Consider the following 15312-nt stretch of genomic DNA (forward strand, 5'->3'; position numbering starts at 1 on the left):
GTCGCATCGACGTCCTACACGCCATGCTCCGCAACGGCGCCTTCTACGACCCACCCACCCCCGCCGCCGCTTGACGGCAGAGATAGGGACACCCCCCTCCTATGTCAGTGGGTCGAACTAGTGTTCGGTACATGACGACGGAGCAGATGCAGGCAGCGGGGTACTGCTGCCCGGAGGACGGGCTCGGTGGGCGCCCGTGTGTGCATCTGCTTGAGGCGGCGGCGCGGTGGCGTCAGGACGATCGGGTCGACCAGGCCCGCGCGATCCGAGCAGCCGGTGGCCTGCCCGGGCTGGCTCGCCTGGCCGGCGATGGCGACCCGTGGGCCCAGGAGGTCTTCGACAGCATGTTCGGCCACGGCCTGGACGGTGTCTCGGAAAGCCCCGGCCTGGAGGGGTACGCCCCCGATCCGTTCGGTCCGGACCCGTTCGCCGAGCATCCGGACCAGCCCGGGCTCGATCACCGACGCGCACCGGTCGGGCAGGACGAGCCCGCGCGCCGGCTCGAACGGGCCACCGATCCCGCTCGCGGAGCCGGCGCCACCGTCGAGGGCCGCGAAGACGCCGACGATGCCGCGCAGTCCTGGCGGGCGCGTGAGCAGGTCCTGGCCGAGGCAGGCGACCAGCTTGGCGTGCCGGTCACGACCGCGGCCACGATGCCTGGTGGACCCGAACTCGCCGCGGCCCTGGCGGATCTGGACCCCGACGAGCTCGACCGTACCGCCGTGATCGAACTGGTCGCCGCCGCCCGTCGTGTCCAGTCCTGGGCAAGCGCGATCGCCGCCCGCGGTGCCGCCGCACTATCCCGCTCGGCCCGACTCTTCGATCACCCCGCCCGGGACAACACCCGCGAGCGCGGCGGCACGCACAGCCGACGCCGTGGCGTGGACACCACCAGCGAGGAAATCGCCCTCCGGCTCGGGATCTCCCGCCACGAGGCCATCACGCTGGTCCGCGTCGGACGTGGGATGAGACGCACCTTCACTGACACCGCCGCCGCCCTCGAACACGGACAGATCGACTACCGCAAAGCCACGACCATCATCACCACACTGGACGAGTCGCCCACCCCGGTCGCCTGGGCCGTCGAACAAGACATCCTGCCTACCGCGGCTGGAAACCCCGCCGGCAAACTCCGCACCGACATCCACGACCGCATCACCGAGGTCGACCCCGTCGAAGCCGAACACCGTCACGCCCGCGCCCGCGCCAGACGACACGTCACCCGCACCCGCAGCCGCGGGGACGGCATGGCCACCCTGACCGCCGTCCTGCCCGCCCCCGACAGCGTCCAGATCGATCAGACCCTGACCGCGATCGCCACCTCCGCCCGCGCCGGCGGCGACCCGCGCACCACCGACCAACTTCGCGCCGACGCCCTGCTCGCCCTGACCCACGCCGCAATCCTCACCGGCACCACCGGCCCTCACACATCACCCGAGGGCATTCCCGGCCTCACAGCCGCGCTCGGGGAGAACCCCGCCGACGCCACCAACCAAGCCGCCGATCACGCGCACGTCCGGGCCGCCGACAACGACGACGGAGGCGGCACCGGCCACGGCGGCAGTGACCACGACGCCGGCCACGGCGGCGGCCAGCGCAGCGCCGGCCACGCCCGCAGTAATCATGACGGCGATACCGGCAACAACACTGCCGGCGCGACCAGCACGGCCAGCGCGACCGGCACGGCCAGCGCGACCGGCACGGCCGATGCGGCCGGCCAGGCCCCGGTTCAGGGCCACTTTCCCGACCTCGACCCGGGCATCCCCGAAATCGCCGTCATCTCCCCGCTCCTGGCCGCCTTGCTACGCCGCGGCGGCGAACACCTCCCCGTGGTCAAACCCCAGATCCGAGTCACCATCCCCGCCGACCTCCTGCTCGAAGCGCAACGCCTCACAACACCCTCCGAACGCCAGGCCCCGCCCGAACCAGACCACGGAACAACAGGCTCGAGACGCACCCCTGACCACCCAGCGGCTCTCGGGCACAAGGGTGCCCACCCGACAGCCGGGCAGGAGTCTGCCCACCCAGTTACTGGGCAGGAGTCTGCCCAGCAACTGGCCGGACAGCACGAACAGGCCGGCGCAACCAGTGCCGCCGACCCGCTCACCGGCATCGACGCCGTCCCCACGCCGGCAGCCACGCTCGCCGGCTACGGCGCCATCACCGACCGCGCCGCACTCGCCCTGGCCGCCGGTGGCACCCTGCGCGCCATGATCACCGACCCGGATACGGGCGTCCCCCTCAACCTCGGTCGTCGCCGCTACCGCCCGCCAGCCGGGCTCCAAGAACTCATCCAGGACCGCGACATCACCTGCACCCGACCCGGGTGCGCCGTCCCCGCCCACGAATGCCAGATCGACCACACCCACCCCTGGGCACACGGCGGCCAGACCAACGCCGCGGACCTCGAACTCCTCTGCGACCGCGACCACCTGATCAAAACCGCCGGCGCCATGACCGTCCACCGCCGATCCGACGGCACCGTCGAATGGACCACCCAGACCGGCCACACCTAACCAACGAGCAGCCGACGGGACGATCACGCTCACCGAGATCAAAGCCCCACCGAACACGCCCGGCGCAGATGGGCCACCGCCCTTCTGACATCGCAGTCCCGCACGTGTGACACCACAGTCGCGCACGTGTCGCCCCCGCCCGGAGCGAACCCGCCGCCCGGCCCCTCGGACGTGCGACATCACCCCGACTCCTACCGACACGATCTCCACAGGGCCTGTGCACAGGCGGTGCAAAACTCTCCGCGCCGGTGGACAAGTCGGCTCCCGTCTGTGGACGACACGCGACTGCCCTGTGAATTGCCCGCAAACCCTTGCCGCCCCGGGGTGAACGGGCATAAAACTTCTCCTACGCACTTCCCCCGGGAGGTGCCGACAACTCAAGAGAAGCTGGTCCATCTGACCGGTCGCGGTTGACCGATCATCGCGCAGGCCACGGCCTCCTGCGAGATCGTGTCCAGGTCTCACGAGACCTCCGGCCGGTCCCGACCCGACTCCTTCGGGAGAAGGGCGGCTGACCCGAGAGCTCCCGGCTCGACGGTCGGATCGAGGCCGGCGCTGTGGCGTCTGGTCTCCGGCGTGCGGGGTACCCGGCTCAGGTCGGGGGAAGCTCGGCTTCGGTCGAGACCTCGGCTTCGGTCGAGGATCCGGACGCCGAAACGGCCGGGCAGGTTCCATCGGGACCGACGCCAGCCGACGGCGGCTGGGTGACGAAGCCGTCGGGACCAGCAGACCTCGAGTGGTCGATCGGTAGCGTCACCGGTACCGATCAAGCCGAAGGCCCCTCGCGACCCTTACTCGCGAGGGGCCTTCACCTGTGTAGCACCCAGTTTAGGGACCTGCCCTCGTGGGCTCGGAGCGACGCGCCGCCCGTAGGGCCGGGCGCGCCGCCCGCCGGACCGGTCGCCGCCCGCCGGACCGGTCGCCCAACGCCGAATCGGGAACCCAGCGCCGAACCGGGCACCCAACGCCGAACCGGTTCCTCCGCACGCCCGCCGTCCGAAATTCCACCTTCTTGCGCGTGTCCGGGTCGCTGCAGACGGCTGCGCACCGTACGTTGACGCTCGTTCGACGACGAGTCCGGCAGCCAAAGGAGGCTCCATGCGAGGTGGGATGCGTCGTCGTCCGTGGCGGCGCGGCAACCGGACGAGTGCCGCACGCGGCGCGCCGCCACCGCTCGATCGGGGCGTGCTCGGCACCTGTGTCGACCGGCGCACCATGCTCCGGATCACCGGCGGAGCCGCCGTCGTCCTGCCGCTCGCTGCGTGCGGCGACGCCGACGCCGCGCCCAACACGCTCCGGATCAGCTACCAGCAGTTCGGGTCCGGCACCATCATGCGCGACTACCTCACCGGCGTGATGGAGGCCTACAGCACGCGCCATCCCGACGTGACGGTCGAGCTCGTGCCCCTCGTCGCCGCCGAGGAGGACTACTTCACCAAGAACGAGCTCATGATGTCCTCGCCGCGCACCACCCCCGACCTCGTCTACGAGGACACCTTCATTCTCCAGTCCGACGTCGCCGCCGGGTATCTCCGACCCATCGACGACTTCATCGCCGGCTGGGACAACTGGGAACACTTCTACGAGCCGGGGAAAGAAGCGGTCACGGGGCAGAACGGCAAGGTCTACGCCGTGCCCACACACACCGATACCCGCGGCCTCTGGTACAACCAGGATCTCTTCGAGCAGGCCGGCCTCTCGGTCCCGTGGCGCCCCAGCACCTGGACGGACATCCTCGACGCGATGCGCACACTCAAGGACGAGCTGCCGGACGTCATCCCGATCAACGTCTATTCGGGCAAGCCGCAGGGCGAGAAGGCGAGCATGCAAGGCTTCGAGATGCTGCTCTACGGCACCGACGATCGCCTCTACGACGCCGAGTCCGAGACGTGGGTGCTGGGCAGCCAGGGCTTCCTGGACTCGCTCGAGTTCCTCCGCACGATCTTCAGCGAGCGCCTCACCCCGGGCATCGGGCAGGCGCTCGACCCGAACCTGTCCGAGTTGGTCCAGAACACCTGGATGCCGGAGGGCCGCGTCGCGGTGAACCTCGACGGCAGCTGGATCAGTTCATCGTGGGTCGAGGGCGGGGCGGCCGAGTGGCCCGAGTGGCCGGACGTCATCGACGTCGCGCCGATGCCCACGCAGGACGGCAGCGCACCCGGCGTCGTCTCCCTCGCCGGCGGATGGTCGTGGGCAATCCCGCAGCTGTCGAGCAAACCCGACCTCGCGTGGTCGTTCCTGGAGGAGATGATGTCGACCGACAACATGGCGGGCCTCGCGGTCGCCGACAACCAGGTGACCATCCGTTCCGATGTCGCGGACCATCCCGATTACCAGGGGTACTCCCCCACGATCGACTTCTTCACCGAGCTCGTCGACAAAGCCGAGTACCGGCCGGCACTCGCCCCTTACCCCCAGGTGTCCGCCGCCATCCAGGCCGCCATGGAGACCGTCATGACCGGTCAGGGCACTCCCGAACAGGCGCAGGCGGCCTACGACGCCGACGTGCGCGACATCGTCGGGCCCGAGAACACGTCGGAGGCGAGCTGATGGCCGCACCGACCGCCACCGAACCGGCGACGACCACCGCGCCGCCGGCACCGCGCCCCGAACGGAACCTGCGCCGCACCGCTCTGCGCGGGCTGCCTCTCCTGCCGTCGGTCACGCTCCTCGTCCTCTTCCTGGCCGGGCCCATCGGCTACAGCATCTACCTGGCCTTCACCAACCGCGCCCTGCGCGGCGAGGGCGCCAATCGCACCGAGTTCGTCGGCTTCGACAACTTCATCACGGCCTTCGAGACACCCGAGTTCTGGAACTCCGTGGTCCTCACGGTGGTCTTCACCGTCGTCTCGGCGATCATCGGCCAGAACATCCTCGGGATGATCCTCGCGCTGCTCATGCGGCGGGCGACCAAGGTGATCGTCGCCGTCACCGGCGCGATCGTCATCGGGGCCTGGATCCTGCCCGAGGTGGTGGCCGCCTACCTGTGGACGACCTTCCTCGGGGACGACGGCTCGCTGAACCAGATCCTCACCACCATCGGCCTCCCGCCGCAGGACTGGCTCTTCGCGCTGCCGATCATCGCCGTTTCCTTCGCCAACATCTGGCGCGGCACGGCGTTCACGATGCTCATGTACGTCGCCGCCCTCTCCGAAGTCTCGCCGGACATCGAGGAGGCCGCGGAGATCGACGGCGCCGGCGCGATCCGCCGGTTCTTCTTCGTGACGGTGCCGATCATCCGCCGCACGATCATGACCAACCTCATGCTCATCACGCTCCAGACGCTGTCCGTCTTCGGTCTGATCTTCGTGATGACCGGCGGCGGGCCCGGCACCTCCAGTCAGACCCTGCCGCTGTACATGTACGAGCAGGCGTTCTCCTTCGGCCAGCTCGGCTACGGCACCGCTGTCGCCCTGCTGCTCCTGCTGATCGGAGGGTTGGCCTCCATCGTCTATCTCAAGCTCCTGCCCCGGGAGGAGAAGATATGACCGGCGCGACGCTCGAACGCGAGACCGGCACGAACGGACGGGCCGCACCGCGCGGCCGCTCACGAGGGACGTCCGACAACGGCGGCGTCCGGGGCCGTGCCGTGGGGGCGGTGTCGAACCTCGTGCTCGTGCTCATCGCCGCCCTGTTCTCGGTACCGCTGCTGTGGGTCATCTTCGCCTCGCTCGACCCGCAGGCCACCTTGTCCGTGCAATGGCCGGATCCGCCGTCGACGGAGAACTTCCGGGCCGTGCTCAACGAGGAGACGACGTTCCGCCCGATGTGGAACTCCCTCGTGCTGTGCGGCGGGGCCACGGCCATCACGGTGATCTCCTCCGCGCTGGCCGCGTACCCGCTCTCGCGCTACCAGTCCCGGGCCAAGCGACCGTTCCTGCTGACGATCATCTTCGCCACCGGTCTGCCGATCACCGCGGTGATGATCCCGGTGTACGCCATGTTCGTGCAGGTCAACCTCATCGACTCGATGTTCGGTGCGGTGCTGTTCCTGGCGACGTCGTCCCTGCCTTACGGCATGTTCCTCACCAAGAACTTCATGGACGGGGTACCCAAAGACCTCGAGGAGAGCGCGTGGACCGAGGGCGCATCGACGATGCGCACCTTGTGGGCGATCGTGCTGCCGCTGATGCGTCCGGGGACCGCCGTCGTCACGATCTTCACGTTCGTGACGATGTGGGGAAACTTCTTCGTGCCGTTCATGCTCCTGCTCTCGCCGGACAAACTGCCGGCCGCGGTGAGCCTCTACACCTTCTCCAGCCAGTACGGGCAGATCGCCTACGGCCAGCTGGCGGCGTTCTCGATCCTGTACTCGCTACCGGTCGTCGTGCTCTACCTCCTCATGGGCCGCCGGCTCGGCGCCGGCTTCGCCATGACGGGCGGCGTGAAGGGATAAGACCGCCTGGCTTCCCGGCCGGCAGGACCGGCCGATCGGCCGATGCCGTCCGGGCCACCCTGCTGCCAGGATGACGACGTCGCAACGGCCGGATACCCAGGAGTCCCGATGTCCCGACGAGCCAGTGTCCCGCCGCGGTGGTTCGTCACCACGGCCTGGCGGATGCACCGGGCCCTCTATCGCGCCAGCGGTGGCCGGTCGGGCCTGTGGACTCCCTCCGAGAAGCGGCCGTGGGGAACCCTGCGGCTGACGACGACGGGCCGGCGGACCGGTCGGGAGCGCGCCGCGATCCTCGGGTACCTCCCCGACGGCGAGGACGTCGCCGTGCTCGCGATGAACGGCTGGGGTGAGGGGGAACCCGCGTGGTGGCTGAACCTCCGGGCCACGCCCGCCGCGACCATGCACCTGCCGGGCCGGGTGCCGCAGCCGGTGCTCGCTCGTGCCGCGGAGGCCGAGGAGCGCGACCGCCTCTGGGCACGCTGGCGGACGGTGGAGCCGAACCTCGACGACTACGCCGCCCTGCGGTCGACGCCTACCGCCGTCGTCGTCCTCACGCCCGCCCCGTCCTCACGCCGGCCTCGGATCGGACCGCGTTGAGCCGGGTCGCCCCGGTAGCCACGACCAGGCGCATCGCGCTCCCTCTTGCCATTCCCGACGGAACGGCGGACGCTGAGGTCATGTCCGCCCAGGTGATCGAGACGGCGCAGCTCGAGAACGGCAACTTCGAGGGGTACCTCTACGGCTCGCGCGTCTCGGTGATCTTCGAACGCACCGACCGCGACGGCGTCGGGCCACGGCTGCACCGGCATCCGTATGCGGAGACGTTCGTGCTGCGGTCGGGCGAAGCGCGCTTCACCGTCGGCACGGACGAGATCGTCGCCGTCGGCGGACAGATCCTCGTGGTCCCGGCGATGACGCCGCACAAGTTCCAGACGCTGGGCGAAGGCGAGCTCTACGAAGCCGTCCACATCCACGAGCACGAGCGGTTCGAGACCGAGTGGCTCGAGTAGCCGGCCTCATTGGGCGGACGCCTCGGATCCCGCCTCCACGGGCTCGACCGCTCCGTCGGTGAGCCGGCCGGCACGCCGGTGCTCACGGAAGGAGTAGGCCACCGCGCTCACCCAGACGAGCACGACGGCGGCGTAGATGGCCGTGCTGCCCGGTGCGGTGACCGAGACGAAGTCCGAGCGAAGAATCGTGCGGGTGTTGGTCAGCACGATGAACCCGCCGACGAGGGAACCGAGCACGCGCGGGGGCACGTGGCGCACCAGCCAGGCGGCGATCGGCGCCGCGACGAGGCCGCCGGCGAGCAGGGCGAGCGCCCAGGACAGGTTGATGCCCGCGGTCCCCAGTCCGACGAGGAAGCCGACGCTGGCGGCGACCGCGATGACGAACTCACTGGTGTCGATCGAACCGACCACCTTCCGTGGTTCCAACCGACCGCTCGCGAGGATCGCCGGTGTGCCGACCGGTCCCCAGCCGCCACCACCGGTGGCGTCCATGAAACCCGCCACCAGGCCGAGCGGTGCGAGGAAGCGCCGCCGCAACGGCTGGCCGAGGTGGGTCGTGCGCAACCCGCGCACGGTGAACCGCACCAGGACGTACAGGCCGAGCCCGAGCAGAAGGACTGACATCACCGGTTCGGCGACCTCGGTGGAGAGCCACGACAGGAATGTCGCCCCGGCGAACGCGCCGATCGCCCCGGGCAGGGCGATGCGACGCACGACGGACCAGTCGACGTTGCCGAAGCGCCAGTGCGAGACGCCGGAGGCGAGCGTGGTGCCGATCTCGGCGAGGTGGACGGTCGCCGAGGCGGCTGCGGGGTTCGTGCCGACGGCGAGCAGCAGGGTGGTCGAGGTGACGCCGTAGGCCATGCCGAGGCTTCCGTCGACGAGCTGGGCGCCGAGCCCGGCGAGCGCGAGGAGGACGAGTGACTGCATGCGGGAGTCCTTCCGGGAGGACGCGGCGAGGTTCGCGCGAAAGCAGTTATACCCGACCTCTTAAGTAGGGAACAACACCTGGCTCGGCATGTCCGGTGCCAGGAGGAGGGAGCGGCCTCGCCGCTAGAGCGTCACGACCGGTCTTGGTGTCACGGGTTCGACCACGCCGATTCCTCCCGGGTCAGCGCCCTGACGACGTCGGGCATGGCCCGTTGAGCGAGATCGGCCACCGTGACGGTCTCGAGCACCGCACGCACGTTCGCCCGCAACGCCACCCAGACAGCGGGCAGGTCGGCGGCAGCGCCGGCGTACTCCAGTTCCGGCGGGCGCTCTCCACGGACGAACACCAAGGGCCCGTCGACCGCACGGACGACGTCTGCCACCGTGATCTCCGCGGCGGGCCGGGCGAGCCGGTACCCGCCGCGTGGGCCGCGCCGACTCGCCACGATGCCGTCACGCTTCAGCGCGGTGAGAATGCCTTCGAGGAATCGGTGCGGAATGTGCTGCGCGGCCGCGAGCGCCTCGGCGGCGACGGCGCCGTCCTCGCTCGCGGCGGCGAGCTCGGCCGCGGCACGCACCGCATAGTCGGCTCTGGCAGAAATCCTCATGATTGCATCCTCTCGCGCCTACCCTGGACCGGTGCGCGCCGACCAGGAAGAACACCCCAGACACGCTCGTCGCTTGGGCCGCTCTCGGCGCGCCGCCGTCGCGGGCCGCCTCGGCCTGGCGGTCCTCGCTCTGGCACTCGCGGTGCCGACCGCCGTCGTCACGGACCTGCGTAACCAGGTGACCGAGATCGACGTCGACGACCTCGTCGACGCGCCGTCGAACGCGGACGGGCAGGCGGACGAGCCCGGTGATCCGAACGCCGGTGAGCCGTTGAACATCCTCATCATCGGCTCCGACAGCCGTCAGGGCGAGGGCAACCACGTCGACGACGAGACCTCCGTGCTCGCCGACACGCACATCGTGGCCCACGTCGCCGCCGACCGCTCGCGCGCCGAACTCGTCTCCGTCCCGCGCGACACGATGGTGGAGATCCCGGACTGCCGGACCACGTCCGGTGACGTGATCCCCGCACGATTCGGCATGTTCAACAGCGCCTTCGCCTACGCCTGGCAGGCCGGGCAGGACCACGAGTCCGCCGTCGCGTGCGACATCAATCTCGTCCAGCATCTGACGGGGCTCACGCTCGACGGGTTCGTTCTCGTCGAGATGGGTGGGTTCGTGGACATGGTCGATGCGCTCGGCGGCATCGACATCTGCATCCCGGAACCGATCGACGCCCCGAAGGCGCAACTGACCCTCGACGCCGGGCAGCAGGTGCTCGACGGCACGGACGCCCTCGGGTACGCCCGAGCACGAGTCGGCGTGGGCGACGGCACCGACCCCGAGCGCATCGAGCGTCAGCAGCACCTGATGTCGGCATTCGTCGACGACGTGCTCTCCCACAATGTGCTGTTCGACGCCCCCGAGCTCTACGGCATGGCTCAGGCGGCGCTGCGCTCACTGAGCGTCAGCCCGAGCCTGAACTCATTGCCGGACCTGGCTGGTCTCGGCTTCGCGATGCAGGGGCTGAGGTCCGAGGACGTCACGTTCGTCACGACACCGACCGAGCCGTATCCGCTCGACACGAACCGCCTGCAGTGGACGGACGAGACGGACGAGATCTGGCAGCGCCTGCGAGCCGATGAGCCCCTCGCGGGCGAGGCGGAGGACGAGGCCGCGACCGACTACTCGCCCGAGGACCCGACGGGTGACTCCAGCGACGAGGAGCCCGAAGCCGAGGAAACCGCCGGCGAGGAGACGACACCGGAAGAGACGCCCGCCGACGACGGTTTCGGCGACTCGGCCAAGGACCTCAACACCGCCTGCTGAGACGAGGCGTTAACTCTCGACTGCCGGCTCGTCCGGGGCAGAGATCGACAGGACGGCCTCGACCACCGTCGCGCGCTCCTCGAGCTGCGCCTCAAGCCGCCGCAACCGAGGTCCCACCTCGTGCTCCGGGACGTCACCGACGAGGTCGACGTTCGCCACGAGCAGCACCCGTCGCGGTCCTTCGAACTGCACGTGCAAGCGCGTCACCCGAGCGATCTCCGGGTGCTCGCGCAACGCTGCGAGAACCGCGCGGCGTGAATCGGGGTCGAGCGCGACGCCGACGAGGAAGGCTCGGTTGCGGTCGAAGAGGATGACCGCGATGACGCCCAGGAGGATCCCGACCAGGATCGACCCGAGCGCATCCGGCACCGGGGATCCGGTGAGGTCATGCGCCAGGACACCCCCGGCCGCGATGAGAATGCCGACGATCGCGGCGAAGTCCTCGGCAAAGACGGCGCGCAACGTCGGGTCCGAGGTGCGCAGCGCGTGCTCGAGGAGGTCGCGGCGAACCTGCCGTGCCTCGCGGCGCATCTGCCGGAATGCCTGGAGGAACGACGTCCCCTCGAAGATCAGCGCGATCGCGAAGACAACGTAGGCGACCGCGAAGTTCGACGCCGGCTCCGGTTCGGTCAGTTCCTGAACGCCGTGCATGATCGAGACCGCCGCGCCGGCGACGAACAGCCCGACGGCGGCCATCATCGATCACACGTACGCCTCGCGCCCATAGCCGGCCGGATGGTCGGCGTCGGCGCGGCGGGCCGCGCGGCGGTCCGCCACCATGAGGAAGACCTCGTTGCCGGTGTCCGCCCACGAGTGCGCCGCCTCAGCCACCATCGACGCGGCTCCCGTGAACACGGCCGCTACGGACTTGGCCACGGCGATGAGCAGATTGGCACCGAACGCCAAGAGCACGGTGAGGCTGATAGCGGAAACCTCCTCGCTCCGGTCTCGGGTCGCCACGTCCGCACCAGCCATGGCGTCAAACTACGCCCGTCCCCTCCCTGACGCCGAGGTGTGACTCAGGCACGGGTAGACAACCCTGAGCGACGTCGACATACTTGCTATTGACGATCTAGTCAGTCGACTTTATTGGCACGTGTCTCCGACCCTGAGGGAAGAGCGTGGGACTCCTCGTCATCGCCGTCGTCGCGGGATTTGCGGCGCAGATGGTCAACGGCAGCCTCGGGATGGGCTTCGGGACCATCACCGCCACCGTCCTCCTCGGCCTGGGGATAGCACCCGCCCTCGCCTCGGCGTCGATCAACCTCGCCACGGTCGCCTCCGACGTCGTCAGCGGCGTCGCGCATCACCGGCTCGGCAACGTGCACTGGCCGACGGCACTGGCACTCGGCATCCCTGGCGCGATCGGCGGGTTCGCCGGCGCCTGGGCCCTGACGAGTCTGGCGAATCTCGATGCCGCGACACCGGTGACGAGCGGTCTGCTCATCGGCCTCGGCCTCGTCATCGTATGGCGGTTCGTCCGGAGCGGCGAACGGGCGCGCACCGGCGTCGCTGCGCAGCGGCCGCGCACGGTTGCCGCTCCCCCGACCGGCCTGGTCGGCGGATTCCTCAACGCGGTCGGCGGAGGAGGCTGGGGCCCGGTGGCCATGCCCGTCATGCTCACCAGCTCTCGGCTCGCGCCGCACCAGGTCGTCGGATCGGTCTCAGTCGGGGAGATCTTCGCCGCCGGAGCGGCCGTGATCGGGTTCTGGGTCACGCTGCCGGACGGCATGGCCGTGGTGTGGCCGCTCGTGATCGGGCTCGCCGCCGGCGGCATGGCCGCGGCCCCGCTCGCGGCCTGGTTGACCCGCAAACTCCCGACGGCGCATCTCGGCGCGACCATCGGCTTCCTCGTCGTGGCCCTCAACCTGCGCACCTTCTCGGGCGCGCTGGATCTCCCGACGGCGGTGACCGCGTCTGCGCTGGTCCTCGTGGTCGCCGCGTGGGTGGCGAGTGTCGTCGTCACCCTGCGACGCTCGGCCACTGGCGCGTCCCGGCCCGTTCCGGACGCTCCGGACCCGGCGCCCAGCGCGACGAACGCGGACCGGGTGGACCCCGACGAACTCGAACCGGCTCGCCTGGTCTGAGCGTCTCGACACACGCCTGGCCACAGACGAAAAAGCTCTCGTCCAACGTCGTGGACGAGAGCTCCCTGCGCGCCCGGAGGGACTCGAACCCCCAACCTTCTGATCCGTAGTCAGATGCTCTATCCATTGAGCTACGGGCGCAGGACCCCGAAAAGGGCCGAGGTCGACTCTAGCGCGACCGCTCACCCGCCACCAAGCGGGCCTCGCGTGAGAGTGGTCACCGACATGGTTCTCGGGGATGATCATCCGGTCGGCCGCGGCGCCGGTCATGCGTGGCACGCGGCGTCGGCACACGGCTCGGCACACGGCGAGGGAGGCGAGACGATGGCGTTCGACGTCGAAGTACGCAACGTCGACGGGCAGGTCACCGCGCTCGGTAGCGCGGGACCGTACACGCTCGTCGTGGACCGTCCGCGGTCGGCGGGTGGCGGCGGGCAGGGCTTCAGCGGTGGCGAGCTGCTCCATCTCGCGGTCGCCGCGTGCATCTCGAACGACCTGTTCCGGGAGGCCGGTGGCCGGGGCCTGCGTCTGCATCGGGTGCTCGTCCATGTCGACGGCGATTTCTCGGGCACTCCGGCGACATCCACCGGCATCACCTACGACGTCGAGCTCTCGGGCGAGGCTGACGAGGAGGTGCTGCGCGACCTCATTGCGCACGTGGACACCATCGCGGAGATCCCGGCGACGCTCCGTGCGGGTACGTCGGTAGCGCTCCGCTCGGCCACGACGACGTCGCTTCCCGTGGCGGCCGGGCGGGAGGAGCTGTGACGCGCTACGCCGGTCAGATCGCGCTCGTCACTGGCGCAGCTCACGGCATCGGCGCCGCGGCGGCGCGGCGCCTGCACGGCGAGGGCGCCACCGTGGTCCTCGCCGATCACGACGCCGAGGCGGCGGCGCACCTCGAGACGGAGCTCGGCGAGCGAGCGACGGCGGTGCCGTGCGACGTGCACGACTCCTCCGCCGTCGACAACGCCTTCGCCGCCGTCGCACAGCAATACGGACGGCTCGACCAGCTCGTCACCGTGGCCGGCGGATCACGCCCGATGCACGACCTCACCGAGATGACGGACGAGTTCTGGAACGACCTGATCGATCTCAACCTCACCGGTGTCGTGCGCTGCGTGCGCGCTGCGGTGCCGCTCCTGCGCCGTAGCGAACGCCCCGCCATCGTCATGGTCTCCTCGGTCAACGGCCTGGCGGCGTTCGGGGAAGAGCCCTACAGCGCGGCCAAGGCCGGCCTGTCGAACCTCGCGCAGAACCTCGCGGTGCGGTACGGGCCCGACGGCATCACGGTGACGGTGGTGGCGCCGGGCACGATCCGCACGCGGGTGTGGGACGAGCAGCAGGCGGCCCTGGCGGCGGCTCGGGAGCTCGTGCCGCTCGGCCGGGTGGGCCGGCCGGAGGACATCGCCGCCGCGATCGCCTTCCTCGGTTCGGCCGACGCCCGGTGGATCACCGGGGTGACGCTGCCGGTCGACGGCGGCGCCACTGCGGGGCCGCGGCAGTTCATGCGGTACCTCACCGAGGAGCCGAGCCGTACACGATCGACCAATCGGCACGAGATCGACGAGTCGGCACACGAGTGACGAGTCGCGGGGCGGGGCGGGTCGGGTCAGTGACGCTCGAGATGCTCGGCGAGGAAGCGGCGCGCGTCGGCGGCGAGCGCTTGGCTGTCCGTCCACAGGTTGCGCCAGATCGCCAGCGTGCTCGACAGCGCCGGGTGAACCACCTCGGAGGAGAAGGACTCGAAGGTGACGACGCCGTCGTAGTCGACCTCACGCAACGCCGGGAGGAACTCGTCCCAGTGCACGTTGCCCGTCCCGAGCGGACCACGGTGCGACTCACCCACGTGGACGTAGCCGAGCTTGCCGGCGCCGGCCGCGGCGAGGACCGGGTCACGCATGTTCCGCTCCTCGATGTGCATGTGGTACGTGTCCAGGTGCGCCACGACGTTCTCGCGGCCGACCTGCTCGATGTAGGCGAGCGTCTGCTCCGTGGTGTTGAGGATGTTCGTCTCGTACCGGTTGCAGAACTCCAGTCCGAGCCGGATCCCGGACGCGGCCGCCTCGTCGGCGAGGTCGGCGAGGACCCGTTGCGAGTTCGCCAGGCCCCGATCCGTGACCGGCTGGTGGTACTTGTGCAGGGCGGAGAAGATGACGCCGCACAGGATGTCGCCGCCGAGGTCTCGGACGAGGTGCAGGGCGTCGAAGAGCCGGCGCCGGCCGGCCGCGACGATGTCGGTGTCCTCGCTGGAGACGTCGGTGGAGGCGTCCAGCCCCAGCGAGGCGGTCGCGCCCAGCCCGTGCTCCTGCAGCAGCTCGGCCGTCATGGCGACGTCGAGCTGGGAGGGGTCCATGGCGGTGAGTTCGATGAGGTCGTACCCCGCCTTCGCCGTCGACTCGATGGCGAAGCGGGCGCTGGCCTCGCTCCAGTCCCCCACCCAGACCATGCTGTGGATGCCGAATCTCATGACCACTCCTTGTCGTGTCCGTAGC

General features: G+C 70.0%; 13 protein-coding genes, 1 tRNA gene and 1 pseudogene. 10 read left to right on the forward strand and 5 right to left on the reverse strand.

The features are described 5' to 3' along the window. Positions 1-131 precede the first annotated feature (131 nt). The 6 genes from ACFSE6_RS06850 to ACFSE6_RS06875 all read left to right on the forward strand — a co-directional run bounded on the left by ACFSE6_RS06850 (position 132) and on the right by ACFSE6_RS06875 (position 7922). Positions 132-2516, forward strand: a complete 2385-nt coding sequence (locus tag ACFSE6_RS06850) for an HNH endonuclease signature motif containing protein (RefSeq protein WP_388004060.1) — start codon at positions 132-134, stop codon at positions 2514-2516. Positions 2517-3614: 1098 nt separating this feature from the next. Continuing rightward, entirely contained in the window at positions 3615-5066 is a 1452-nt protein-coding gene (locus tag ACFSE6_RS06855; RefSeq protein WP_388004063.1) for an extracellular solute-binding protein, read from the forward strand. Beyond that, the gene (locus ACFSE6_RS06860) at positions 5066-6004 is read left to right on the forward strand and encodes a carbohydrate ABC transporter permease (protein ID WP_388004066.1); all 939 of its coding nucleotides are present in this window, start codon (positions 5066-5068) and stop codon (positions 6002-6004) included. The genes ACFSE6_RS06855 and ACFSE6_RS06860 overlap by 1 nt, the downstream gene beginning before the upstream one ends. Further along, a complete protein-coding gene (locus ACFSE6_RS06865; RefSeq protein ID WP_388004069.1) occupies positions 6001-6912 on the forward strand; it encodes a carbohydrate ABC transporter permease in 912 nt (303 codons plus the stop codon). Before ACFSE6_RS06860 ends, ACFSE6_RS06865 begins: the two co-directional genes overlap by 4 nt. 108 nt (positions 6913-7020) lie before the next feature. Next, the gene (locus tag ACFSE6_RS06870; RefSeq protein WP_388004072.1) at positions 7021-7509 is read left to right on the forward strand and encodes a nitroreductase/quinone reductase family protein; all 489 of its coding nucleotides are present in this window, start codon (positions 7021-7023) and stop codon (positions 7507-7509) included. A gap of 80 nt (positions 7510-7589) precedes the next feature. Continuing rightward, positions 7590-7922: a cupin domain-containing protein gene (locus ACFSE6_RS06875; protein WP_388004075.1), complete on the forward strand. Its 333-nt coding sequence runs from the start codon at positions 7590-7592 to the stop codon at positions 7920-7922. 6 nt (positions 7923-7928) lie between these two features. On the opposite strand, the gene ACFSE6_RS06880 is transcribed toward ACFSE6_RS06875, so the two are convergent. Continuing rightward, positions 7929-8852, reverse strand: a complete 924-nt coding sequence (locus ACFSE6_RS06880) for a sulfite exporter TauE/SafE family protein (protein ID WP_388004078.1) — start codon at positions 8850-8852, stop codon at positions 7929-7931. Positions 8853-9001: 149 nt separating this feature from the next. Continuing rightward, positions 9002-9460 (reverse strand): RrF2 family transcriptional regulator, encoded by a 459-nt coding sequence (locus ACFSE6_RS06885; RefSeq protein ID WP_388004081.1) that lies wholly within the window; start codon positions 9458-9460, stop codon positions 9002-9004. 73 nt (positions 9461-9533) lie between these two features. Here ACFSE6_RS06885 and ACFSE6_RS06890 point away from each other — a divergent pair, with 73 nt between their 5' ends. Then, positions 9534-10730, forward strand: a complete 1197-nt coding sequence (locus ACFSE6_RS06890; RefSeq protein WP_388004084.1) for an LCP family protein — start codon at positions 9534-9536, stop codon at positions 10728-10730. 9 nt (positions 10731-10739) lie between these two features. Here the strand turns inward: ACFSE6_RS06890 and ACFSE6_RS06895 are convergent. After that, a pseudogene (locus ACFSE6_RS06895) lies at positions 10740-11705 on the reverse strand (cation diffusion facilitator family transporter). A 146-nt stretch (positions 11706-11851) separates the two neighbouring features. On the opposite strand from ACFSE6_RS06895, the gene ACFSE6_RS06900 reads away from it, so the two are divergent. Beyond that, a complete protein-coding gene (locus ACFSE6_RS06900; protein WP_388004087.1) occupies positions 11852-12817 on the forward strand; it encodes a sulfite exporter TauE/SafE family protein in 966 nt (321 codons plus the stop codon). Positions 12818-12885: 68 nt separating this feature from the next. Here the strand turns inward: ACFSE6_RS06900 and ACFSE6_RS06905 are convergent. Next, positions 12886-12958: transfer RNA gene (locus ACFSE6_RS06905), tRNA-Arg, on the reverse strand. A gap of 183 nt (positions 12959-13141) precedes the next feature. On the opposite strand from ACFSE6_RS06905, the gene ACFSE6_RS06910 reads away from it, so the two are divergent. Further along, complete coding sequence (locus ACFSE6_RS06910; protein WP_388004090.1) at positions 13142-13585, forward strand: OsmC family protein; 444 nt, start codon at positions 13142-13144, stop codon at positions 13583-13585. Next, positions 13582-14403 carry an SDR family NAD(P)-dependent oxidoreductase gene (locus ACFSE6_RS06915; RefSeq protein WP_388004093.1) on the forward strand — a complete coding sequence of 274 codons (822 nt, stop codon included), beginning with the start codon at positions 13582-13584 and terminating at the stop codon, positions 14401-14403. The genes ACFSE6_RS06910 and ACFSE6_RS06915 overlap by 4 nt, the downstream gene beginning before the upstream one ends. Positions 14404-14429: 26 nt before the next feature. Here ACFSE6_RS06915 and ACFSE6_RS06920 read toward each other — a convergent pair whose 3' ends face one another. Further along, positions 14430-15287 carry a sugar phosphate isomerase/epimerase family protein gene (locus ACFSE6_RS06920; RefSeq protein WP_388004096.1) on the reverse strand — a complete coding sequence of 286 codons (858 nt, stop codon included), beginning with the start codon at positions 15285-15287 and terminating at the stop codon, positions 14430-14432. Positions 15288-15312 lie beyond the last annotated feature (25 nt).

The organism is Georgenia deserti, from assembly GCF_042680605.1.
Classification (GTDB): Bacteria; Actinomycetota; Actinomycetes; order Actinomycetales; family Actinomycetaceae; genus Allobogoriella; species Allobogoriella deserti.